The organism is Clostridium sp. TW13, assembly GCF_024345225.1.
Classification (GTDB): Bacteria; Bacillota; Clostridia; order Clostridiales; family Clostridiaceae; genus Inconstantimicrobium; species Inconstantimicrobium mannanitabidum.
The window spans coordinates 3,950,609-3,975,709 of sequence record NZ_BROD01000001.1 but is presented as its reverse complement, the minus strand read 5'-3'; the positions used below and the strand labels follow the sequence as shown (position 1 = coordinate 3,975,709).

Below are 25,101 nucleotides of genomic sequence, written 5' to 3'. Positions count from 1 at the left end.
TCTATGTTATGGAAAACCGAGGAGTGCTGTTATATGATGTATTAATGAGAGGAAGCCAATATGGAGCAGATAATATTGTGCTGGTATATAATAATTTTAAAGTATCATACACTGAATTTTGTGATATGGTACAGAAAAAATCGTGTATATTAAAACAACACGGGATTTGTAAAAATTCTAAAGTTGCAATTATTATTGAAAATCAATTTCAATTTATTTTGAATTTTTTCTCGATAAGCAAATGTGGAGCTATAGTTGTTCCTATATATAACAAAACTGGGAAGAATAAAATAGAAAATATTATTGATGAATATGATATTAATTACATAATTTGTGATGAGAAGATCGAAAAATTAAAATATAATAGCAAAGAAATGGAATGCATGACACTTTATATATGTGAAGAGAATATTGATGAAAGTCTAGATGATGTAAGGCTGATTTTGTTTACATCAGGAACTACAAGCACTCCTAAAGCGATTATGCTTACAGAAAAGAATATATTCAGTAATATAGAGTCTATTAGTAGTTATCTTAATATTAATTCTAACGATAAAATATTATTAATAAAGAATTTATGTCATTCATCTAGTATAATTGGAGAATTATTAGTTGGTATAATTAATGGTTGTACAATTGTATTGTCTAGCAAAGTCCCAATGACAAGAAATATATTGTGGTTGATAGAAGAAAATAATATAAGTGTTTTTTTTGCAGTTCCTACTATTTTAAAAGGTATATTGGATTACTCAAGAAAAAATAAAGTGAATTTAGAAAAGTTAAGGATAATTAATTTTTATGGTGCACCTATGAATAAAGAAGATATCTCAAGTTTAATTAAATTGTTGCCAAGTTGCAATTTAATCTATTCTTATGGTCAGACTGAGGCATCTCCAAGAGTAACATATATTGAAAAGAAAGATTTAATTAATAAACCGGGGTCAAGTGGGAAAGCAATTAAAAATGTTGAATTTAAAATAGTAGATGAATCTGGAAGAAGTGTCCTGCCATTTATAAAAGGAGAAATTACAGTTAGTGGTTTCAATGTTATGAAAGGATATTACAAGAACATTGAAAAGACTAAAAAGACCATAAAATCTGGTTGGCTGTATACAGGGGACATTGGATATGTTGATGATGAAGGATTTTTATTTGTTTGTGGCAGGAAAGATAATATGATCATAAGTGCAGGAAAAAATATATATCCTGAGGAAATTGAAAATGTTTTAATGTTGCATGAATCTGTTAAAGAAGTTTTAGTATTTAGTGAGCATGTTGAAAATGAATCTTTTGTATTATCTGCATTGATAGTTGTGAATGAAGGTATGTCAGTATCAATAAGTGAATTATTTAAATTATGTAGTTTATTTTTAGAAAATTACAAGATACCACAAAATATGAAGTTTGTTAACCAGTTGGATAAAACCCCAAGTGGCAAAATTAAGAGGTGTTTGCATGAACAAAATTAACTTATTTGTAATTCCATTTGCTGGTGGATCTTCATCGAGTTTCCCCAAAGTTGGAAGCAGTGATATTGGTTGGAATGTTATCGTGCTAGACACTCCTGGAAAAGGTAAAAAGGATAATGAACAGTTAGTAACTGAATTTGAGAATTTGGTTATGAATATTTATCAACAAATTTGCACTTATATAGATACAGATAACTGTAAGGAATATGCTATACTTGGACACAGCTTAGGAAGTTATGTGGCATATGAAGTTGTAAAAACAATGGAGAGACTTGGAACATCTACCCCCACATGGTTGTTTTTAACAGGAACTGTAGCGCCTGACAAGTTGAATGTTGATGAGATAAAAAATTTATTTGAGCGTGGGGATGAGTCAATTATAAACCATATAGTGAATTTTGGATATGTAAATAATAAGATTGCACATAGTTCATATTTTATGAAAATATTTTATCCAATAGTAAAAGCTGATTATTCTATGTTAGTTAAATATTGTGAGGGAGCTAGAATGAAAAAAATGGATAAAGTGCAAATTTGCTGTCCCGTCATGATTTTAAATGGTAAGGATGATTTGATCAGTGAGAAAGATGTGTTGGCATGGCAAGATTTTTGTAAAAGAGAAATAGAGTATGTATGGTTTATGGGCAAACATTTCTTCATTATAGAACAATGGGAAAGTATTTTATCTTATATGTGGAATAGAGTAGAGAAACTATTAATTTAAGGTAGTGGAAGATTATGATTTATGAAAAAGCGTATAAAACGTTACAAGGATATGAATGTTTAAGTTCATGCATTGGAAATTACTTGATGTATGATGGTATCAACATTAATGCAAGTGATATATTCTTTTTGGGAAATGGATTTAATATTACATATAATATTAATGAAAAGATAATTAAAACGGATATGTATGAAGCGAATTTTAAATTTATGAATTTATTTGGAGTTAAGTATGAGCAGAAGGGTTTTAAAGATAGAATATCAGCCATAGAGTTTTTAAAAAAATCTGTATTATGCGAAAAAAAAGTAATTATAAAAGTTTCATCATCTTTTATAAAATACAATAGAGTGTTTTCCCAATCCAATAATTCACCACATTATATTAATGTAATTGGTATAAAACAGGATGAAGTTTATATTAGTGATGGGTTTGTGCCGACTAGAGTTGCGTCTGTCTATGAGGGGTGGATATCTTTAGATCAAATAGTAAGTGCTTGGGAGGCAATGGAATATAGATGCTTAATTTTAAATTTTGATAAAATAAATTTTGATAAAAAGATGATTCAAAATAATATTAAATTTAAAATTCAAAAAGGCATAAAGAGTTATTTAGATGGCAGTATATATTCAGATTTCTGTTATGGAGTTACTGCAGTCCGAAAATTATTAAGTGAATTAAATGAGTTAATTTTGAAAGATAATTTTTATGAATCTATCGTTTTCATGAACTATCAATTAAGAGTATACGGATTTTTGTCATCAAAGAATATGATTTTAGCCAAAATTCGTGACTTTGGATTATCACCCAACGTATGTGAAGGTTATGAAAATGTTATCAAAACATGGGAGAAAGTCTTATTGCTATTGATTAAAGTAGGTATTTCAAAGAAATTAGATACATTAGATGAATTAATAAGTACTGTTGATGATTGTATTGAAAATGAAAGAAGTGTATTAAATGATATAGTCGCATTATGGAGGTAATAAGTTATGGATGATAGTATCTTAATGAAATGTTTAAAAGTAAATAATGGACCTATGTATATATATGATAAAAAGAATATTATTGACAAGCTTTTAGTACTATCAGATGCATTATTTGACGATGCAAAAATTTATTATTCAATGAAGGCGAATCCTTTGTTAGGAATATGTAAGTTAATGATTAACAATGGTTGTGGTATTGAGGTAGCATCAAAAGGGGAATTGTTTGTTGCTTTAAAGGCTGGAGCAAGTCCTAAAAATATAATATTTACCAGTCCAGGAAAAACCTATGATGAAATTGATTATGCTATAGATTGTGATATAAAAGTTATTAATGTGGATTCATTTGAAGAAATAAAAATTATAAATAAACTTGGAGAAAATAAAAATAAGATAGTTAAGGTTGGGTTAAGGATAAATCCAAGTGTGTCGTTTTCTAATGCTAAAATAAAAATGACAGGAGTTTCTTCACAATTTGGTATAGAAGAAGGCTGCATTGATCAATATTTTATAGATGAAATATTGAAAATGAAGTATGTAGAAGTAGTTGGAATTCAAGTATATATGGGTACTAACATATTGGATTCTAATGATATTGTTAAGAACTCAAAATATATAATTGATTTATGTATTTCTCTTGAGGATAAGTTTAAATATAAGTTTAAATATTTGAATCTTGGTGGTGGTTTTGGTATTCCGTATTTTAAAAATGAACCAATGCTAGATATAAATGATTTAAAAATTCAAATGAATGTATTATATGAAAATTATAGAAGTTCACTGTCTGACAAGGACATAATTTTTGAAAGTGGTAGATTTTTAATGGCAGAGTCTGGTTGCTTTATTACAAAGGTTTTATATAAGAAGGAATCAAAAGGACAAAAGTATATTATTTGTGATGGAGGATCTAACTTTCATAGTGCTTCTGCATTTTTAGGGAGATTTATTCGTAACAACTATCCTATGCATGTTTTAAATAAGAATAATGATATAAAAGAAAAATTTAATGTGGTTGGACCATTATGTACGCCTACCGATGTAATAGGTCAAAATGTTGAACTTGATTGTCATATAAATGTTAATGATTATATTGTTATTGAAAAATCAGGGGCGTATGGTTTGACCTATAGTCCATGTTTATTCTTAGGGCATGAGATGCCCAATGAATATTTGTATGATGGAGAAGATTTTGTATTATTAAGGTCAAAAGGGAATCTGGAAGATGTTCTCATTAATCAAAGTATAAAGTAGGTGATAGTGATGGATAATGTTTTTGATTTGATTGAGATAATTACTAATAAAAGAAGTAATTGTAGAATTATATGGTTATTTAATATTGGAACTGAAAAATACTGGAGTGATGAAAGTTACTCTGTTAAGGATACTAATGAAGAGTTGTTATTAACACATGTTGAAGAAATGAATCTTTTGTTAACCCGAAAACAAGATATATTGATACTGAGAAAAAGACCAGATGAAAGATTTTTAAAGTATCTTGAAGAAATAGGATTTGAGGTGCCTCAAATAATATGTCCTAAAAGTAATGAAGATGATTGCAGGTCTATATCAGAAATTATCTTGGAAGATGAGAATTTTTTAAAACTTCTTTCAGGGCTCAATAAAAATGAAGATGATGTGTATTTTGTTCCATATGGAATATCCTTTTTGGAAGAAAAAATTTCACAAATCTGCAATTTGAGAATGATAGGAACAAGTTCAAGTATTGTAAAGCAAATAAATGATAAAGCATTTTCTAGAAATTTGGCAGAGCAACTTGGACTAAAAGTAACAGAAGGAAAAGTATGTAATTCATTCGAGCAAATTGAAGAAGAATATTATAAGTTAAAGTGCAAGTTTAATAGAGTAATTATTAAGCAGTGTTGTGGGGCTTCTGGCAAAGGTTTATACGTTGTAGATAATGATAGAAAACTAAAATCTACTATTATGATATTGAAACATTTTACTAAGAGTAAAGTTAACTCTAAATGGATTGTTGAAGGTTGGTATGAAAAGAAATGTGATATTAATTATCAGATATATGTTAGAGAAGACGGAGAAGTAAATGTTTTTTCTATAAAAGAACAATTGTTGGATGAAACTAAATATATTGGGTCTGTTGTACCACCTAGAATTAGTTGTGATATTATTGAAAAATATAAATCATATGGTGAGATTATTGGACAAGCTCTGCATAAAATTGGATTCAATGGTGTGTTAGGAGTAGATTCTTTTATTTCTGAAGATGATTTGATAATTCCAATTATTGAAATTAATGCAAGGTTTACTCTGTCTACTTATATATCATTTTTGCCTGAAAAGTTTCATGACAAATCAATTTATTCATTTTATGAAAGACTTACATTAAAGGATGGCATATCATTCAATGATTTGGAGAATTTAATAAGAAAAAATAATTTGGGGTTTGACTTGAGGAACAACACAGGTTTATTTTGTTATGTATCAGAGACTATGAAAGATAATGTTAGCAGGCATAATGGAAGGCTTTTTGTTGCAATTATAGGAGATTCTTATCAAGAAAATAAATTAATGAAAGAAAAATTAGATAGGGCATTAGAAAGTATCAGGAGGTGATATAAAATGGAGCAAAAAATTAGAAATGTAGTAGGAAGTGTACTAGGATTATCAGAAAAAGAAAGTGCTAACATTGATCAAAATGAATCATTGCTTGATTACGGATTAGATTCAATGAATAGTATAGAAATTATTGTTTCTATTGAAGAAGAATTCAGTATTTCAATTGAAGTAGAGGATTTAACGGTAGAGAGTGTTGGTTCTATTAACGGTTTGATAAAGTTAGTTAATAAGTATTTATAATTAGTAAAGAATAAAAGGTGTTTAAAGTATAATAAAAAGGAGAAATTGTTAATATAATAAACAATTGTAATTATGATGGAGATTAGAAAAAGTATAATTTTAGAGAGAATTATATCTCAAAAACGCGGAGAAAACTTTGATGTTGCTGTTATGTATAGTGGTGGAAAGGATAGTGCATTTCTTATACATTTATTAAAGAACGTATACAACTTAAGAGTTAAAGCTGTTGCTGTTGATAATGGATTTGAAAATGAAAATATGTGGAAAGCCATGAGCCATTTTACGGAAGCGAATAATATACCTTTAGAAATAATTAGACCTAATAAAGAGGTTTTTTGTGAATTATATAGAGTGTTAGTTGAACATCAACATGTATTTCACAAGGAAAAGACAAATCATTTATGTTTTATATGTAATAATTTATTGTGGGCTAGTGTTGTAGAATATGCAGATAGAAATAATATACCATTTGTTGCTTCAGGTTTATCATTAGCTCAATTGAGTAGCGGGAGGAAACATTCTTTAAATCCAGATAAATTTGCAAATTCAATTGCTGAAAAATCTACACAAATGATTTTTCTTAATGCATACAATAATTTAAAAGGTATAAATGATTCTAATATAAATGAACTATTGTTAGAATATTTCAATAAGGTTAATGTTTCAGGAAAAAAAGTTACTACTATATATCCATATATATATCATGAGATTTCTGTGGAAGATTTGAAAAGTAAGATATCACAATTAGGATGGACTCCTCCGAGTGAAGTTAGTATAGAAAAGTATGTCTCATCTGGATGTATGATAATGAGAAGTCTGGTTTATGAACTTGAGAAAATAGGAATTATTACATTGAATGAACGTGAACAAGCTAAGGTCATGATTAATAAAGGACAAATGAGCGAAGAACAGTTAAATTTTGCACTATATGATGCAAGTAAAGATGTTGTTAATTTACAAAATCCGATTTTTGATGAATTAAATATTAAGGAATATTTAATATCAAAATGTAAAGAAAGAAATAAAGTTTTTACTGAGTAATAATGCATAAAAGCATAACAAACAAGGGATTGATATTTTTACTTTGTATATTTTGAAAATGAATTTATTTAGGGAAAGGTTAGGAGAATATGAATGAATACAACTAAAAATATTAGGATTGCTGAATATCCACTTACGCATGTGGATTGTGTTGAAAAAGCTATTTGCGTTTTATTGTCGGCTTACGGTAAAGATTTGCCTAGTTTATACTTAATGTATCTAAATTTATTTCGTTCTTATAATAGTGAAATTAAGAATATTCCTAATACTGAACTTGGTGTTCTAGAGTATTTGTGTAAACAGAATGTTATCCCGCTAACATTTGTTGCAAAAAAGGTTGATTATGATGCTTCTTTAGAGGTAGATAAATTAATTGCTTATAGCAAGCCATGTTTGGTGCCTGGAGATTTGTATGAATTGTTTTATTCAAAGCATTACCATATTAATAGCTGGCCTCATTTATTTGTTATTGATGGAGCTAGAAAAGAAGAACGTTTATTTTTTATTATGGATTCTGTTCATAAAAATGAGAATGAACATATTTTTTCTAAATTTGTTATGCAATATAATACACTAACAGATTTGTATAAATGTTATTGTAACAACTATAAAAAAAATATAATGTATTCTGAAAATAACGTTATATATCATTTTGATGAAAACATTTCTGAAAAAATCCCAGAGGTAGACATCCTAAGTAATGTAAGATCATTAGTCAATTCTTTAGTGAGGATTAGTAATGGTTCGATAGAGAAGGCGATGCTTGAAAAAATAAAGAATAGTTGTTCTAAATATGGAACCATATGTACTGATTATAATAATGATATAAATGAATTGTTAGGAAATGTAAAGATAAAATTTGCAAGAATAATAAAACGAAAAGAAGTTTTGTTCAATGAAATAACTAACAACTTAAGTGATTATATAACTGAAGGAATGCTTAATAAATTTAACAGTGATTTGAAGTTATTTATAAGCAATTATAATGCTTTTTTTAGGGTTATGGTTGCAAGTTGTTTAAGAGGAAATATAGACGGGTTAGATGAAAGGTTAAATAAAAGTATAGCTGAAGAGCAAAATTTTATTTATGAGCTTAATACTGCTGTTGCAAGAATAAATAATATACCTAAAGAAAATGCATATGAGCCAATATGGAATTTTGAAAACAATAATGACAATAATATTTCTGAAGAAAATGGAGTTTTTATAATTAAAACTAAGAAGGAATGTAATTGTTGGATTAAAGATGAGTCTATAAAAATAATGTTAAATAAACAGATGAGTGATTTAAAATACTGGAGATTTGTTATACATATGTCTTTGGCTAATGGATATGTAGACAATAATTATCACTGCGGTATTTCTTTTAGAACTAATGAAAACAAATTATTTTATTGGGGAAGTTACAATTCAGAATGTATTAGGCTTTCTGATATAGGAATAAAACTTGATGTATTTGATGTGATTTCAGAAGAAAATATATCAGATATTTATTTTGGAGTTATCAAACAAGATAATTTATATAAACTGTATTACAAAACAAAAGGTGGACAAGATAAATATATTCCTGTTCAGATGCCAATTGGCCAAATAAGCGAAATTGGTATTGGGTGTAAAACATGGGAATCGAATTTTGATGAAGAATTTGTAATGATGGTTGATAATATTATATTCGAATCAAAATAGAAAAATATTAATTTAAGGAAGGGTTAATATGATATTTTTAGACAATGTAACAAAGCAATTTGTTACATCCAAAAAGTACCCAGGTTTTATTGGGGCAATTAAGGGATTGTTTACTAGAGAAAAGGTTATAAAGTTAGCAGTTAATAATATATCTATGAAGATAAATGATGGAGAAGTTGTTGGTTATATTGGAGGAAATGGTGCTGGAAAATCAACAACTATTAAAATGATGACGGGAATATTAACTCCTACAAGTGGAACTTGTATGGTGAATGGAATTAATCCTGCAGAAAATAGAATAGAAAATGCCAGAAATATTGGAGTTGTATTTGGTCAGAGAACACAACTATGGTGGGACTTACCCCTAAGTGAATCCTTTTCAATACTAAAGGAAATATATCATATAAGTAGTGTAGATTATGAGAGTAGAATGGAATATTTTAATGAAGTATTAGGAATAAATGAGTTCATTAATTCTTCTGTTAGAACTTTATCATTAGGTCAACGAATGAGAGCAGATTTAGCCGCAGCTTTATTGCATAATCCTAAAGTACTATATTTAGATGAACCGACTATAGGGCTTGATGTAGTAGTTAAAGAAAATATACGTAGAGCAATTAAGGAAATAAACAAAAAATATAACACAACTATAATATTAACAACACATGATATGGAGGACATAGAAGAGTTATGTAATAGAATTATTATTATTGATAAAGGCACAGTAATATATGATGGAATGCTTGCGGATTTAATGAAAACTTATGGCACTAAATGTATTATTGAAATAGAAGTTAAAGAGGTTGAGTTGTTGCAACTTAATTATAACGAGTTATTAAATATTTCTAAAGAGAACTTGTCTGTTAAAATTAATAAAAATAATATATGTTTTACTTTTAATAAAAATGCAATTAGTGTAATTGATATTATTAGCTATGTTATGAAGAGGGGAACAATTAAAGATTTTAAGGTAAAAGAAACTGAATTATCTGAGATTGTTAAAGAGATTTATAAAAAGGGAATGGTTGGAGAAGTGTTATGTTAACGATGTTTAGAGTATATTGGCCTTTTGCAGCCAATAAGATTAAAAGCAGTTTTGCTTACAGAGGAAGGTTTTATCTTTTAATTCTTGGAAGAATTTTTAGTATGTTTATTGTTTTTTTCTTATGGATGGCAATTTATAAAAATTCTAATGGAGGCATTATTGGCGGTTTTAGTGAAAATGAAATGATGCTATATGTTTTTATGTCGTATGTCATTTCTGGATATGCTACAATAGGAATTTCAGATGAGATAGGTAGTAATATTGTTGACGGCTCAATAGCTATAAATTTAACTAAACCTTTAGACTATAGATTAAGTTTAATTTTTAAGGCATTTGGTACTTTAGTTTATAAATTCGTTGTTCCATCATTATTTATTTGGATAGGAGTTGAAATATATAGAGTAATTTATTTGGGAATTGCAGTTACGAGTATTGTAAATATTGCACTATTTTTACTTAGTAGTTTGTTCAGTTTTTTTATATATGTATTATTTGATTATTTATTTGGAATGTTAGCATTTTATACTACGTACATTTTTGGACTGAACATTGCTAAAAGTGCTGTTTTAGGAATACTTACCGGCCAACTCATTCCATTATCTTTTTTTCCAGAAGTAGTACAAAAGGTTTTTTCAATACTGCCTTTTTCATCTATGACATATTTACCTGTTATGATATATATGGGAAAATGTTCAAAGTTTGATACTATGATGATTATTGTTAGACAAATAGTTTGGATTATTATTTTGTATTATTGTGGTACCGTATTATGGAAAAAAGCTACTAAGAGATTAGTAGTTTTAGGGGGATGATAAATAATGAAGATTGGTATAGTAGGATATTCAAAATTATATTTTATCTTTTGTAGACAATATATAAAATCATTATTACAATCAAAAGTTGATTTTTTGATGGGGTTGTTTGGCTTTTTATGTTCTCAAGCTTCAGGGATTATATTTCTATATTTGATATTTAAAAGGATACCAGCTCTTAGTGGATGGAGTTTTGAACAGTTGATTTTTATATATGGATTTTCTCAGATTCCAAGAGGATTGGATCATTTATTTACAGATAATTTATGGATGCTTGCATGGCAAATGGTTGTACGAGGAACCTTTGATCGATATATGCTAAGGCCTATGAATCTTTTTTTTCAGATAATATGTGAGAAAATTCAATTTGATGCTTTGGGAGAAGTGCTTATTGGTTTAATTCTAGTGTGCAGAGCTATAAAATTGAACATAATTAACATATCCACGAAATTTATTTTATGTTTCATTTTATCAGTAGTTGCAGGAGCTATTATTTATACATCAGTGAAGTTATTTTTTGCTTCATTAGCATTTTGGGTAAAAGAGAGTGCTCCTTTCTTACAAACTGCGTATGATACATCAGATTTTGCAAAATACCCAATCGAGGTATATCCTAAAATAATAAAATTTGTATTGGTTTATATAATGCCATTTGCTTTTGTAGCATATATTCCAGCAACTTATTTTTTGAATAAGAATGGGTTTTTCAAAACAGTTGGAATGGAATGTGTAATTTCAATTATTATATTTAATATTTCATATTTTGTTTTCAAAAAGGGTACTGAAAGATATGAGAGCGCTGGAAATTAACAACAAGCTAATAAATATGAAATTTGAAATGCTTTTACTAATGTAAAGGATATTGAATAATTGATTATTAATAGGTGATTTATAGATATTAATACTTATTTAGGGTTTAGTAGCGTTGAAAATAAATATAACAAGATATTTAATAGTAATCATAAAAAATTTCAATATAGTGAATGTAAAGTACATTATTAATTTTGGCATAGGAAATGAAAAGATATTTTACAATGTTAGCATTTTTGAAATATATAACAAATTATTTTTGATATATAATTATATGATGAGAGGTGTATTTAAGTGAATAGTAATGAAAGATTGTTGAATTTGATTAATAAACTAAAAAATAATAATCCTTACTTTAAAGAATATTTTAAAGATTTTGATATTAATCTTGAAAATATAGAAAGTATTTATGACAGTTTACCTATTATTAATAAAGCTGAAGTAGAACATAACTTGAGAGAATATATTGTTTCTGATTTTAAATCAGAATTAGGACAAGATGAATTATTAAAGTTATTTCATGATATGTCTGATATTTCTTGGAATCATGATAGGACAATAGTTGATGGAAATAAAAAGTGGATATTAGAAACAACAACTGGTACAACTGGAAAACCCTTTACGGTTTTAAAAAATCAAATTGAAAAGTTTACTGAGTCCAAATATCTAATGAAATGCAGAAGAAATGTTTCCGATGAAATATTATGGGATAATGGTTTTCTTCTTTTGGAACCTAGAGATGAATATTTAAAAAAGTGCTTTAGAGACGTAAATAAAAAAAGTCACTTTAATATTATGAAGCATTTAGGCGAGTCTGAAGCAAAGTGGTTGCTTGCAACAGCATTACAAATTAGAAAATTATTTGATAGTATTTTAGAAAATAATTATGGTGAGCAAATATCGAGAATCCCTATTAAATTAGTGGAAACAACTAGTCAAAAATTATTTCCAGATGAGATTGAAAGTATGAAAAAAGTCTTTAAATCAGCAACTTTTTTAAGTCAATATGGTTGTAGAGAGTTTTGGAATATTGCATATGAATGTAAATGTGGTAAAATGCACGTTAATAATGATTATTTGAGGGTAGACTTGATTGATGATCATGGCAAAATTATTAGAGATGAAGGAATTGTAGGAGAAGTAATAGTTACTAGTTATGCTCATCTTAGTATGCCATTTTTCAAATATTATTTAGGAGATAGAGGAAAGATGCATTATGGTGAATGTGAATGTGGAAATTGTGCTCCATGGATAGAACTGCAACCAGGTCGTGATAAGCAGAAACTTGTTAATACAGATTATTATGGTAGTGAAGTATATAGAAAAATTCTTAGATATATCAACTTTCATATGTCATACATTGACATACAAAAAATAAAAATAATTCAAACAGAAGACTATAAGCTTGTCGTATATGCTGTAGTTAATGAACAATATAAGAAGAAATTTGAAGATGAATTTATTAAAAATTCTATTTATAATATTCAAGGATTTAATAAGTTTAATGTAGAATTTGTTTATGAATACCCATTTATAGATGATGATAGAGCTCTTAAAAATGAAATATTTGAGAATAAATTATTGTAGGAGGTAGAAGAAGAGATGAGAGAAATTTTAAAAACAATTATTGACAAGTATAGTAAAAATCCAAACTATATTTTTTCAGATGAACTAAACTTAATTGATGATTTGAATTTAGATTCTTTGGCATTAATTAGTATTGTTACTGAAATAGAAGAAACATTTAATATCGTTTTTGATGCAGAAGATTTAGATTGGAGTATGTTCACTAATATAAATAATATTGAACAGTTGATTGTAAATAAGACCAATAAGTGATTTATCATTGAAATGAATATTGAATGTAAATCAACGTCTTTATAACTTGAAAATATTTTTGTACATTCTTTATATTTTGATTAGAAATATAAAGAATATTAATAGTTTTGACTTAAAATGTTATAGTGAGATTTAAAACATTTTAATGAAACAAGTTTTACGGTAATGAGGCTGTAACACTAAGTAATTAGTACCCAGCCTCTTTAAATTACAAAAAATAAATTTGAAACCCAATAAGTTTCAGATTTATAGTAAAATATTATTACGCCAACAAAAAGATTATATAATAAATTACAAGTTTTATCCTTCTGTTTGGAAAGGGCTGTTATGAAAAATTAAGTAATAATAAGATTTGTATGATTTGAAGAAGCTGTTTAATACAAATTTGACACACTTTTTTATAATTTATTAAAGAGTATGTCAAATAGTGTTACAGTTTCTTTTTTATTTTACGAAAAATCTAATAAATATTAGAGATAAATTTTCAATTAAGGAGATGCTATGACGATTTTTAACACTATTATTTTAGTTATAGTTGCAGTTATTCCTGTAACTATGCTTGGATATAATTTATCTAATTGGATATTGATTTTACTTGGAGTTATTTTTTTGTGTAAAAATAGACCAAAGTCTATTAATAAGAGTTTTATTATAATGACTTTAAGTTTAGTTATTTGCAGCATTGTTTCTATTATAATTAATGGAATGAAAATAGATCAAATAGGTTCAATGAGTTTTTATGTTATTATACCTATTTATTATCTTGTATTCAAAGCAATGAGTGAAAATATAAAAAATAAGGATATAAATATAACATTGATAATTTCAGCAGTAGTAGCCTTGGGTTATATATTTTATGTAGGAGTATACTATGGTGCAAGGGTATATGGAAACTTGGGTTATGCTAATAGTTATGCACTGTTAATGCTTATGTTTATAAATATCAATTGTAGGTATAATACAGAGAAATTTTCTGAAATTTTAAACATTATATACATAATAACTATATTATTTACTGGCTCGAGAACAACTTTAATCTTGTTATTGATCAATATAGTATACATAGAATTTAGAAGAAGAGAAATGGTGCTATCAGAAACCTTTATAGCTTCACTAATAGTTTTTACTCTAATAGAGAATATACCCATAGTAGGAATAACCATTTTGCCAGTTATATTTTATTTGTTTTTGGAATTCAAAGGTTTTAAAAACAAAAAAATTTCATGGGTAATTATGCTGCTTATTATTGCATCATTTACTATAGTTTCAAAAATAAATACATTTCAGAGAATAGAGAATATAAGTATTAGTAATGGATCATTTCAAGAAAGACTTCTTACATTTGAAGATGTTATAAGAAATCTTAATTTTGTAGGACATGGGATAAATACTTTTGAATATAAGCAATTTAAAATTCAAAGTGGATTTTATGATATAAAGTATATTCATAATTCAATCTTACATACATCATTTGAATTAGGCATTGTTGGTGGCATTGCGTTAATAGTAATAATAGTATATGGATCAATAATATTACTTAAGAAAAGAAAAATTGATGAGTTGGCTGTGCTATTAATAGTGTTTATTCATTCCTTGCTAGATTTTGATTTTGCTTATTCAAGTATAATAATTCTTTTACTATTTGTCGTGATATGCAGAAATAAAAATGTAGAGGTTAAGGAGGATACCAAGGTAAGATATAAAATTATATTATGCTGCATGATAATATTATCTTGTATAATAATCTTTAATGAAAGCATATTAAGAACCTCATATTTAGCTATAATGTATGAAAAGTTTAATATTAGCCAAATTGTAACAAATATAAATTTATTTAATGATTGGAGAATATATCAATCTAGAAGTGATTCTTTTATTAAAGATATTAATGGTAACGAGCTCGAGCGGAAGAAGTTATTAATTGCCAAAGATGCTTTAATTAATGGATTGAATGCTAATAAAGAAAATATAATGTTAAAGTGGAATTTGGCTTACGTATATGAGAAAATGAATGATTCTAGGGCTAAAGGTTTAAGATTAGAGCTTGTAGAGGATGAAAAATATAACTTTGAGAGCTATAAAGAAGCTTATAAATATAGTAATGAAGATAAGAGTGTTTATTTTAAGTTAAATGAAATTTTTAAAAATGCGTATATTGGCAGAAGCTTTAGAGCAAAGTATATTAAAAACCAGATAAAGGATTCTTTAGAGGAGACTTTAAAGATGTGAGTTGGATTAATTCAATTTAAATGCAAATGATAAATACGAATAAAATATTTTGGACAAAATTTCCACCAAGTATTGGCTTGGCTTGCCTATCTCCCTATGGTAAAATTAGCATAAATAATTTTATTATAAGGGGGATTTTTTATGTCAAAACTAAAAAAAATAGTAGGAATATTGTTAGTTTACTGCTTTACAATGACAGTGCTGCCTATGAGTTCATTAGTTAAAACAGTACAAGCTGCCACTAATGCTGTTCCCAAGTATTTAGATTATAGTGAAGCTTATGTTAGAGCAGGGATGCAGTACAAAGATAAAACATTACTAAATACTAATAAGGGAACTTTATATTTTAATAATGGGAAAACAAGTACTGTCAAAAACTTTGATTCATATAATCAAATATCTGATAAGCAATTTTTTAATAGTTCAACGAATAGTATATTCAATCTTGAAACAGGAAAAATTTCTTCATTGGATAATGATAATACATATATTAAAGAAAAGAATTTAATTATTGCAAAGTACAAGCAGTATAATGTAACGACTAAGAGAATAATACCTATTAGATCAACAGGAAACATAAAGTGGAGTGTATACATTGTTGGGTATTTTAATAAAGATAAACAATATGTTAATAAGATGGGTTTCGTTAGTTCTAATTTAAGTATATATGAGGTTGATAAAGAGCAGTATTATTCATTAGTATACAACTCCTGTGTTTATAAGGATAGTCTATATTATATAAGTTCTGGAAATAAGTTAATTGTCATAAATCCAGATAAATCTAGTTATAAATATGAATTTAGTAATAACCTTAAGAAATTATATGGACGAGGTTATTCAAATATATATATTAATAAGAATGGCATGTATTTAAAAGTTCTCCAGTCTTCGCAAAGTGGGTATAATATTGCTTTGCAGAAAATAAAAATAGTTAATAATCAAGTTAATCCTGTAGGAAACAAAATTATTAATGTATCTTCAAAGCTTCCTTTTAACTTAATATCAATGGATATAAATAATAATATGTGGATAATGAAAGATGGATTTGTTTATAAGATAGAAAATGATGTTTTGGTAAAGAAGTATCAAGTAAATAAGAACATGAATGGGCTTTATGTATATGATGATAAGCACTTAACAGTTTCAGGTTATGATGTTACAACAAAAAAAGGAATGTATAAGATAATTAATATTAAATAACAATATTAGGCTGTTTCAAACTTATTTGTAGCGTGAAACAGCCTAATTTTTGTTGATAAAACTTTACCGTCATGTTATTATTATGTTATTAAAATAGAAAACAATTTCAGGATTGTTACTGGTTAAGCAGGCGAGACCTAAATTAATATGAAACAACTTATATTTATAAGTGTTTGATATTAGCTTAGGTCTTTTTATTTTAGCAAATGCTAAATAAAAGTAAGCTGAAAAATAAATAATATAAACATATTATTTTTACTAATGTTAAATAATTCACTTAATATAGAAGGAGGAATTAATATGATAAACGGTACAGAAAAATTTCCAAAAGGATTTTTGTGGGGCGGTGCAGTTGCAGCTAACCAATGTGAGGGAGCATACAATGAAGAGGGCAAGGGTTTATCGACTCAAGATATAGCTCCAAGAGGAATTGTTGGACCAATAACAGAGGAACCAACAGAAGATAACATGAAATTGATAGGAATAGATTTCTACCATAGATATAAAGAAGACATAAAGTTATTTGCGGAGATGGGCTTTAAGGTATTTAGAACATCTATAGCTTGGTCAAGAATATTTCCAAATGGTGATGATGAGAAGCCAAATGAAAAAGGCTTACAATTCTATGATGACTTATTTGATGAATGTTTGAAGTACGGAATTGAGCCATTAGTTACAATTTCACACTATGAAACACCACTTGCTCTTTCTAAGAACTATGATGGTTGGGTAAATCGTAAGTTAATAGGATTCTTTGAAAACTATGTTACAACAATCTTTAATAGATATAAGAATAAGGTAAAATACTGGCTTACATTTAATGAAATTAACTCAGTATTACATGCACCATATATGAGTGGTGGTATTTTTACAGATAAGGAAAAGTTATCAAAACAAGATTTATATCAAGCAATTCATCATGAACTAGTTGCAAGTGCTAAAGCTGTTAAAATTGGTCATGAGATAAATCCGGACTTTAAGATTGGATGTATGATTCTTGGGGTTCCAAACTATCCATTAACATCTCAACCAAGTGATGTACTTGAAGCAATGAAGCAAGATAGAGATAATTTATTCTTCTCAGATATTCAAGTAAGAGGATATTATCCAAGGTATATGAACAGATACTTTAAAGCTAACAATATAGAAATTAAAATGGAACCAGGCGATGAAGAAATTCTTAAAAATACAGTAGACTTTATTTCCTTCAGTTACTATATGAGTTCTTGCGCAACAACTGATCCAGAAAAGAAGAAAGGTGCAGCAGGGAATATTATTGCAGGAGTTCCAAATCCGTATTTAGAAGCTTCAGAATGGGGTTGGCAAATAGACCCTCAAGGATTACGCTATATTCTTAATCTTTTATATGATCGTTACCAAAAACCTCTATTCATTGTTGAAAATGGACTTGGTGCTGTAGATGAACTTATAACAGACGAGAATGGAAACAAGACAGTAAATGATGATTATAGAATTAAGTATTTAAATGATCACTTAGTTCAAGTAGCAGAAGCTATAGAAGATGGTGTAGATTTAATGGGATACACTACTTGGGGATGTATTGACCTTGTAAGTGCTTCAACTGCTCAACTTAAGAAGCGTTATGGATTCATATATGTTGACCGTAATGATGATGGATCAGGTACTTTAGAGAGATATAAGAAGAAGAGTTTCAATTGGTATAAAGAAGTTATTGCAACTAATGGTGGTAGCTTAGAAGACTAAAATATAGAAGAGATTACTGAAGAATAAATTGTAACAAAAATTCTGCAGTAATCTCTTTTTATTATATGCATATGAGATATATTATAATCTGCTATAACTGTGGCTAACAATTAAATATAACTATACTGGTTACCAAAGTTCATCTTCACTTGGGCAGTAATTAATCTTTTTAGCAGCTCTTAATTCTACAAAACAGCCACATTTACCACACATTCCATTTATAAGATGATTGCACTGTTTGCATATAGAAAGTCTGTGTTTATAAGTTTCATCATCTGCTTTTATGTCTATAGGCATTACTTTAATATATTCCACTATATTTTCATAGTATTGCTTAATATTACTTTCTGAAAGCAGACATTTTCTACAAAACTTAGTCATTACTCAAGGGTTATAGAAACTACACTACATTTAGGTAGTTTAATTTTTAAACCATCTTTTAAGATTCTAAAGTCAGTAAAAGCCTGTGGTTCTATAGCATTTGGATCATCAAAGGTATTGTGAGCATCCATTTTAGCTGTTAGTACCTTTCCTGCCACTCTTGAAAAATCAAAACCTAGTATATTGCTTTCAACTTCAAAGTCTTCATCAATAGAACAATTTGAAACTGTAATGTGCATTTTACCTTGGAAGTCAATTGAAACAGATTGAGAAATACAAGGGATAGAGTTAGCATCATATTCTATAGTTTTGTTTTCAACAAAGCTGTCTATAAGTGTAGAATCTTGATGCTCTTTATACATATTAAACACGTGATAGGTTGGAGTCTTAATCATTTTCTTGCCTTCAGTTAATATTATAGCTTGAAGTACGTTAACTGCTTGAGCGATGTTAGCCATAATAACTCTATCAGAATGTTGGTTGAATATATTTAAGTTTATAGCAGCTACAATTGCATCTCTCATAGTGTTTTGCTGATATAAGAAACCTGGGTTTGTCCCGTCTTCAACATCATACCAAGTTCCCCATTCATCAACTATAAGTCCAATTTCATGATTCTTATCATGCTTTGACATTATTTCGCAGTGTTTAGTGATAAGTTCATCAATATATAAGGTTCTTCTAATAGTTTCATAATATTCATGGATTTCAAATTCTGTAGCTTTGCCCTTATGATTCCAATCTCCAGTAGGAACTGTGTAATAATGCAAAGAAATAGCTTTTGTATGGTAAGGTGTTATGTTAGATAGAAGTTTATCAGTCCAATTATAATCATCGCTATTTGGACCACAAGCAATTTTGAAAAGTTCATTGCCACTGAAGTTTCTGCAGTAAGTTTGATAACGTCTGTATTCATTTGCGTAATAGTCTGGTTGCATTGAGCCTCCACAACCCCAATTTTCATTGCCTATACCAAAGTACTTAAGTTTCCATGGTTTTTCTCTTCCGTTTTGTTTTCTTAAGTTTGCCATAGGAGAAACTCCATCAAAGGTCATATATTCAATCCATTCTGCCATTTCTTGAACTGTACCACTACCTAAATTTCCAGCAATGTAAGGCTCACAACCAATCTGCTCACAAAGTTCAAAAAACTCGTGAGTACCAAAACTATTATCTTCAACAAGTCCACCCCAATGAGTGTTAATCATTTTTTTTCTTAATTCCTTAGGACCAATACCATCTTTCCAATGATATTCATCAGCAAAGCAACCGCCTGGCCAACGTAAAACAGGAATTTTAATTTCTTTTAATGCTTCAACTACATCATTTCTCATTCCATTTGTATTAGGAATTTTTGAATTTTCACCAACATATAGTCCTTCGTATATGCAACGGCCTAAATGTTCTGAAAAATGTCCATATATTTCTTTATTAATTTTACTTTTCTTATTGTTTCCGTTTATTATCATTTTTAAAGTTGTCATAAAAATCACCTCTCAAACTTATGATAACTTGTTGACAGTAGAAATACACTGATTTATTATATTTTTAAAGCTGATATATAATACTTTTTTAGGAGAAAATATGAAGATAAATAAACTTGGATTAAATTATACACATGATAAATATTTTTGTTTAAAAAGACCAAATGGATCAGGAGATTATCTATTTTTATTTGTAAAAACTCCAGCAGTGTTCTACTTAAATGGTGTTGAAACTTTTGCAGACAAGGATTCTGTAATAATTTATAATTTTCAAAGTTCTCAGCATTATGGCGCATATGAATGTACATACATAAATGACTTTATTCATTTTAATATGGACAATGATTTGTACTTTTTTGATAGCTTAGGTATACCTTTTGATTCAATAATAAAGCTTACTAATCCTAAAGAAATATCAAAAATGCTAGAGAATATTTCTCTTGAGTATTTTTCAAATAATACAAAAAAGTCCAGTTCAATAGATTTATTAATAAAGCTATTATTTACTAAATTAAGTGAGCAAATAAAGGACGAAGGATTGGGAAAGCAATATAATAGACATTATTATGAGTTATTAGCATTGCGCTCAAAGATTTATAGTACACCCCAGCTTAAGTGGAGCGTGGCTGAATTATCAAAACAAGTAAATTTAAGTCCATCCTATTTTCAAGAAGTTTATAAACAAACCTTTCATGTAACCTGTATTGCTGATGTAATTACAAGTAAGATTGAATTTGCAAAATATAATCTTTCAAAAACTAATTATGCTATAAAGGAAATAGCAGAACTTTGTGGATATGAAAATGATGTTCATTTTATGAGACAGTTTAAAAAGTTTGTTGGTATGACAGCGAGTAATTATAGAATGAAATGTAAATAAAAAATAATATAAATTTAATATAAAACAAAGGTCTGTAACTGTATAATATAAGATGTTTATATAAGCTTTTAATTGTATAGAAATCTTAAAGGAGAATATTAATATGAACTTTATGGATATAGCCATTTTAGAAGCAAAAAAAGCAGGGCAAAAAGGAGAGATACCTGTTGGTGCAGTAATAGTAAAAGATAATGAGATAATAAGTACAGCCTTTAATGAAAGGGAAAACTTAAATTCTCCAATTGCACATGCAGAAATATTGGCAATAGAACGGGCAGCAAAGAAACTTAATAATTGGAGACTTAATGGTTGTGAAATGTATGTAACCCTTGAACCGTGTCCAATGTGTGCAGGAGCAATTCTTCAAAGCAGGATATCTAAATTGTACATAGGAACTTTTGATCCTACTACAGGGGCTTGCGGAAGTGTGGTAAATTTAATGGATAATGTGAATCTTAATAGTTTTGTGAGGGTAAAATGGGAATATAATGACGAATGTAGTAGTTTATTGAAAGATTTTTTTAGTCGTAAAAGGGTTAAAATGTAGCTTAATATCTATATTCCAAGTTGGTATAATGTGATAAAATTATAATTGAGGGGATAAAATATAGTATTTTATAGGAGGGTGAGATGGAACTACAAGTAGAAATGTTAATAGCTTATGATATAAAATTATTTGAAAAAAACTTTTATAATAATGAAGAAAGATTAACTACATTTTTATCCAAGTATTTTAAGGAAACATATGGACATAAAGTGGCTGGTTTGCAAGTTGAAGAAAATGTACTGTTTGCATGGTCATATTATTTTGTGAATTTAGCTGATGATGATATAAAGGCTGTAGATCATATAATGGGAAATATGTTTACACATTTTGATTATATGCTTAACAGTGATGAAGAATCACAAGCTTCAAATGGAGATAAATCAAGCAATCATTTATTATTAGATCATACATTTTGTGCTACATGGTTTAAAACTAGTGTTTGTGTAATGCTAATGATGCTATATGGAAAAGATAGATTTAGAAGAGCAGATGAATATTTGGAGGAAAATTACTATTCTAAAAACCAAAGATTTAGAAGTCTTATGCTTCAAGAACCACCTAAACAAGATGAGAATAATTAATGAGAGAAACCTTAGTTAAAAAGTTTATTTTAACTAAGGTTATTTTTTACCAAAGATTTAAAATAGTGAATTTGATAACTACGGGTTATTTTCATAAAGGAATAAAAACATTTAAATCAATAGAACCGATATATGGAACATATTAATAGGGTTAGAAGAATATAAATTATTGATATGGATTTGGTAGGGCATCTTCAAAAAATAAGTAAGTATATATACGTCTATTTGACTTTATACTACATCAGCAGAATCAAGAGATAGCTGTTTATATGTGCAATCTGCTTCTTTGTATAACTAAAAATATCTGTCGCATATTTACAGTTGTTGTTTATTTCTAGGTGCCTAAAGCAATAATTAGGGAGGATGTAATTATGAAAAAGGTGGACATAATTTCGGGATTTCTTGGAGCCGGCAAAACTACTTTAATAAAAAAACTCTTAAAAGAAAGGCTGAATGGAGAAAATATAGTAGTAATTGAGAATGAATACGGTGAGGTAGGAATAGACGGTAATATCCTAAAATCAGATAATATAACAATTAAAGAAATAACCTCAGGTTGTATATGCTGTACCATATCTAGTAGTTTTAAAGATGTATTGGATGAAGTATTTGATACCTACAATCCCGATAGAATAATAGTTGAACCTTCTGGAGTAGCTAAACTATCAGAGGTGGTCAAAGAAATAAGAAGTGAGCAAGTTAAGAGAAATATTATTATAAATATGCAGATAGCTGTAGTTGATTCAGTAAATTTTGAAAATTATTTTGATAACTTTGGAGAATTTTTTGTTGATCAGATAACTAATGCAAAAACTATAATATTAAGCAAAACTCAGCTTATGAGAAATACGGATTTAAATCAAGTATTTAAGGCAATAAGAAAGATGAATCCAACTTGCCCTATAATAACTACAAACTGGGATAACATACCAGCTAGTAAGATATTAGAAGTAGGTGAATTCAGAAATAAAGATGTATTAAGTCAAGTTGATTTGATAAGAAAACCTTTAAATGTATCTCATCTTATAAGAAAAGGAATGAAAAGTGATTCTATAGCCTCTGATGTATTTAAAACTTGGGGAGTAGAAACTCCAAAGGTATTTAAAAAATCAGAACTTAGAAATATTCTAGAAGAGTTAGGTAAAGGCAATTATGGCAATGTTATAAGAGTAAAAGGAGTAGTAAACACTGCTGCTTCATGGATACAATTTGATTATGTACCAGGACAAATTGAGATAAAAGACATAAATTATGACTATACAGGACGAATTTGCGTTATTGGCAGTGAACTTAAAAAAGAAGCAATAAAAACATTGTTTTTAGGAGAGTAGTTAAATGAGTTCAAGTTGTAATGTTGAGGTAGTTACAGGATTTTTAGGGTGGGGAAAAACCACATTTGTTCAGGCATATTTAGATTTAACAGCTAAACCTGAAGATAATACACTAGTAATTCAATTAGAAAATGGCAGAACTAAAATTGATGAAGGAAAATTAAAGGGACGGAATATATCTATAAGGAGATTTAAATCAATAGAAGATATAGATGAAAAAAGGTTTAATAGAATGATTGCTTTTTACCAACCTAAAAGAATTATTTTTGAATTGAATTGTATGACTAATGTAGACCAGTTAAGAAATATGCTTAATGATTATAATACTACTAGAAAATTTAAGATTACATCCACTATATCTTTAGTGGATGCAATCACTATAAAGATATTTTTAAGAAATATGAGCAATATCATTCAACCTAACATTCAAGAGGCTGATTTGCTCATAATTAATAATTATAACAAGATATCAAGAGAAACTCTTAAAGACATTAGGGAAAGTTTAGAACAATTAAATCAACACGCTCATGTTATGGAATGTATGTGGGATAGTTTGTATGAAAATCTTAAGCAAAGTAGATTAATTAAATGTGTTAGGAGATAGTGATATGGAAGAATTCTCAGTAGTATTTACTAGCATGGTACTAGAAGCACTTCCGTTTATATTAATTGGAGTTCTTGTATCTGCATTTATTCAAATGTATTTATCTGAAGAGCATATAAGGAGAGTTCTTCCACAAAACAAGGTGATAGGAGGAATAATAGCTGCATTTATAGGAGTATTCTTTCCTATATGTGAGTGTACATCTGTACCAATCACTAAAGGGCTCATAAGGAAGGGTATACCTATTAATATGGCAATAACTTATATGTTAGCTGCACCAATTGTAAGTCCAATAGTTATTATGTCAACTTATTATGCTTTTAATGGAAATATAAAGGTGGTAGCATTTAGAACCTTTTTGGGAGCTTTAGCAGCATTTATAATTGGATATTTGATTTCAATAATGAATTCTGAAAATGTTAATTCTATTCTCAGAGAAGGTATTGATAAAAATAGAGAACTCTGCGACTGTGGGTGTGGATATCTTAAAAATAGTAGAGGTTTAAAACCACTTTTATATCATGCTTCAAAGGAATTTTATAATGTAACCATATATTTTATTTTTGGTGCTTCAATTGCTACTGTAAGCAATTTAATAATATCAAAAAACGAATTTTTAGGGATGCATTTTTCAACTCCAGTGGCAATTATAATAATGATGTTGTTTGCATTTTTCGTATCTCTTTGTTCTGAAGCAGATGCCTTTGTTGCTTCAACATTCTTGTCTACTATGCCATTAGGAGCAGTTATGTCATTTTTAATACTTGGACCTATGATTGATGTGAAAAATACTTTTATGCTGCTATCTTATTTTAAAAAGGGTTTTGTTTTTAAGCTAGTATTTTTAATATTTGCAGTTTCATTTATTATCTGTGCATTAGTAATTTAAGGGTAA

24 protein-coding genes are annotated in these 25,101 nt (G+C 28.1%); 22 read left to right on the top strand and 2 right to left on the bottom strand.

Going from position 1 to position 25,101, the window contains the following annotated elements; genetic code table 11:
* The first annotated feature begins 8 nt into the window (after positions 1 to 8).
* From OCU47_RS18400 to OCU47_RS18325, 16 genes are all read left to right on the top strand, one after another.
* Entirely contained in the window at positions 9 to 1,469 is a 1,461-nt protein-coding gene (locus tag OCU47_RS18400) for a class I adenylate-forming enzyme family protein (protein ID WP_261830046.1), read from the top strand.
* Positions 1,456 to 2,193: a thioesterase II family protein gene (locus OCU47_RS18395; protein ID WP_261830045.1), complete on the top strand. Its 738-nt coding sequence runs from the start codon at positions 1,456 to 1,458 to the stop codon at positions 2,191 to 2,193. Before OCU47_RS18400 ends, OCU47_RS18395 begins: the two co-directional genes overlap by 14 nt.
* Before the next feature lie 14 nt (positions 2,194 to 2,207).
* Positions 2,208 to 3,176: a BtrH N-terminal domain-containing protein gene (locus OCU47_RS18390; RefSeq protein ID WP_261830044.1), complete on the top strand. Its 969-nt coding sequence runs from the start codon at positions 2,208 to 2,210 to the stop codon at positions 3,174 to 3,176.
* Between the two features lie 6 nt (positions 3,177 to 3,182).
* Positions 3,183 to 4,427: a type III PLP-dependent enzyme domain-containing protein gene (locus OCU47_RS18385; RefSeq protein WP_261830043.1), complete on the top strand. Its 1,245-nt coding sequence runs from the start codon at positions 3,183 to 3,185 to the stop codon at positions 4,425 to 4,427.
* Positions 4,428 to 4,436: 9 nt separating this feature from the next.
* Positions 4,437 to 5,768, top strand: coding sequence for an ATP-grasp domain-containing protein (locus tag OCU47_RS18380; RefSeq protein WP_261830042.1), 1,332 nt, complete (start codon positions 4,437 to 4,439; stop codon positions 5,766 to 5,768).
* Between the two features lie 6 nt (positions 5,769 to 5,774).
* A complete protein-coding gene (locus tag OCU47_RS18375; RefSeq protein ID WP_261830041.1) occupies positions 5,775 to 6,011 on the top strand; it encodes an acyl carrier protein in 237 nt (78 codons plus the stop codon).
* Between the two features lie 75 nt (positions 6,012 to 6,086).
* Entirely contained in the window at positions 6,087 to 7,052 is a 966-nt protein-coding gene (locus OCU47_RS18370) for an adenine nucleotide alpha hydrolase family protein (protein WP_261830040.1), read from the top strand.
* A 93-nt stretch (positions 7,053 to 7,145) separates the two neighbouring features.
* Entirely contained in the window at positions 7,146 to 8,738 is a 1,593-nt protein-coding gene (locus OCU47_RS18365) for a hypothetical protein (RefSeq protein ID WP_261830039.1), read from the top strand.
* 28 nt (positions 8,739 to 8,766) lie between these two features.
* Positions 8,767 to 9,783: an ABC transporter ATP-binding protein gene (locus OCU47_RS18360; RefSeq protein WP_261830038.1), complete on the top strand. Its 1,017-nt coding sequence runs from the start codon at positions 8,767 to 8,769 to the stop codon at positions 9,781 to 9,783.
* Positions 9,777 to 10,595, top strand: a complete 819-nt coding sequence (locus tag OCU47_RS18355; protein WP_261830037.1) for an ABC transporter permease — start codon at positions 9,777 to 9,779, stop codon at positions 10,593 to 10,595. The genes OCU47_RS18360 and OCU47_RS18355 overlap by 7 nt, the downstream gene beginning before the upstream one ends.
* 6 nt (positions 10,596 to 10,601) lie before the next feature.
* Positions 10,602 to 11,405 (top strand): ABC transporter permease, encoded by an 804-nt coding sequence (locus OCU47_RS18350; RefSeq protein ID WP_261830036.1) that lies wholly within the window; start codon positions 10,602 to 10,604, stop codon positions 11,403 to 11,405.
* 294 nt (positions 11,406 to 11,699) lie between these two features.
* Complete coding sequence (locus OCU47_RS18345; protein ID WP_261830035.1) at positions 11,700 to 12,992, top strand: hypothetical protein; 1,293 nt, start codon at positions 11,700 to 11,702, stop codon at positions 12,990 to 12,992.
* 15 nt (positions 12,993 to 13,007) lie between these two features.
* Positions 13,008 to 13,244, top strand: coding sequence for an acyl carrier protein (locus tag OCU47_RS18340; RefSeq protein ID WP_261830034.1), 237 nt, complete (start codon positions 13,008 to 13,010; stop codon positions 13,242 to 13,244).
* A gap of 501 nt (positions 13,245 to 13,745) precedes the next feature.
* Positions 13,746 to 15,473, top strand: coding sequence for an O-antigen ligase family protein (locus tag OCU47_RS18335; protein ID WP_261830033.1), 1,728 nt, complete (start codon positions 13,746 to 13,748; stop codon positions 15,471 to 15,473).
* A gap of 141 nt (positions 15,474 to 15,614) precedes the next feature.
* Positions 15,615 to 16,673, top strand: a complete 1,059-nt coding sequence (locus OCU47_RS18330; RefSeq protein ID WP_261830032.1) for a hypothetical protein — start codon at positions 15,615 to 15,617, stop codon at positions 16,671 to 16,673.
* 300 nt (positions 16,674 to 16,973) lie between these two features.
* Positions 16,974 to 18,398, top strand: coding sequence for a glycoside hydrolase family 1 protein (locus tag OCU47_RS18325; protein WP_261830031.1), 1,425 nt, complete (start codon positions 16,974 to 16,976; stop codon positions 18,396 to 18,398).
* A gap of 129 nt (positions 18,399 to 18,527) precedes the next feature.
* Here OCU47_RS18325 and OCU47_RS18320 read toward each other — a convergent pair whose 3' ends face one another.
* Positions 18,528 to 18,779, bottom strand: a complete 252-nt coding sequence (locus OCU47_RS18320; RefSeq protein ID WP_261830030.1) for a DUF6171 family protein — start codon at positions 18,777 to 18,779, stop codon at positions 18,528 to 18,530.
* A complete protein-coding gene (locus OCU47_RS18315) occupies positions 18,779 to 20,263 on the bottom strand; it encodes an alpha-N-arabinofuranosidase (RefSeq protein ID WP_261830029.1) in 1,485 nt (494 codons plus the stop codon). Before OCU47_RS18315 ends, OCU47_RS18320 begins: the two co-directional genes overlap by 1 nt.
* Before the next feature lie 100 nt (positions 20,264 to 20,363).
* Between OCU47_RS18315 and OCU47_RS18310 the strand changes: the two genes are divergently transcribed.
* The 6 genes from OCU47_RS18310 (at position 20,364) to OCU47_RS18285 (ending at position 25,095) form a co-directional block, all read left to right on the top strand.
* Positions 20,364 to 21,143, top strand: coding sequence for a helix-turn-helix domain-containing protein (locus OCU47_RS18310; protein WP_261830028.1), 780 nt, complete (start codon positions 20,364 to 20,366; stop codon positions 21,141 to 21,143).
* Positions 21,144 to 21,246: 103 nt separating this feature from the next.
* The gene (locus OCU47_RS18305) at positions 21,247 to 21,690 is read left to right on the top strand and encodes a nucleoside deaminase (protein WP_261830027.1); all 444 of its coding nucleotides are present in this window, start codon (positions 21,247 to 21,249) and stop codon (positions 21,688 to 21,690) included.
* Between the two features lie 83 nt (positions 21,691 to 21,773).
* A complete protein-coding gene (locus OCU47_RS18300) occupies positions 21,774 to 22,271 on the top strand; it encodes a hypothetical protein (protein WP_261830026.1) in 498 nt (165 codons plus the stop codon).
* 371 nt (positions 22,272 to 22,642) lie between these two features.
* A complete protein-coding gene (locus OCU47_RS18295; RefSeq protein ID WP_261830025.1) occupies positions 22,643 to 23,602 on the top strand; it encodes a CobW family GTP-binding protein in 960 nt (319 codons plus the stop codon).
* Between the two features lie 4 nt (positions 23,603 to 23,606).
* Positions 23,607 to 24,206, top strand: a complete 600-nt coding sequence (locus tag OCU47_RS18290) for a GTP-binding protein (protein WP_261830024.1) — start codon at positions 23,607 to 23,609, stop codon at positions 24,204 to 24,206.
* A 4-nt stretch (positions 24,207 to 24,210) separates the two neighbouring features.
* Positions 24,211 to 25,095 carry a permease gene (locus OCU47_RS18285; protein WP_261830023.1) on the top strand — a complete coding sequence of 295 codons (885 nt, stop codon included), beginning with the start codon at positions 24,211 to 24,213 and terminating at the stop codon, positions 25,093 to 25,095.
* Positions 25,096 to 25,101: the final 6 nt, after the last annotated feature.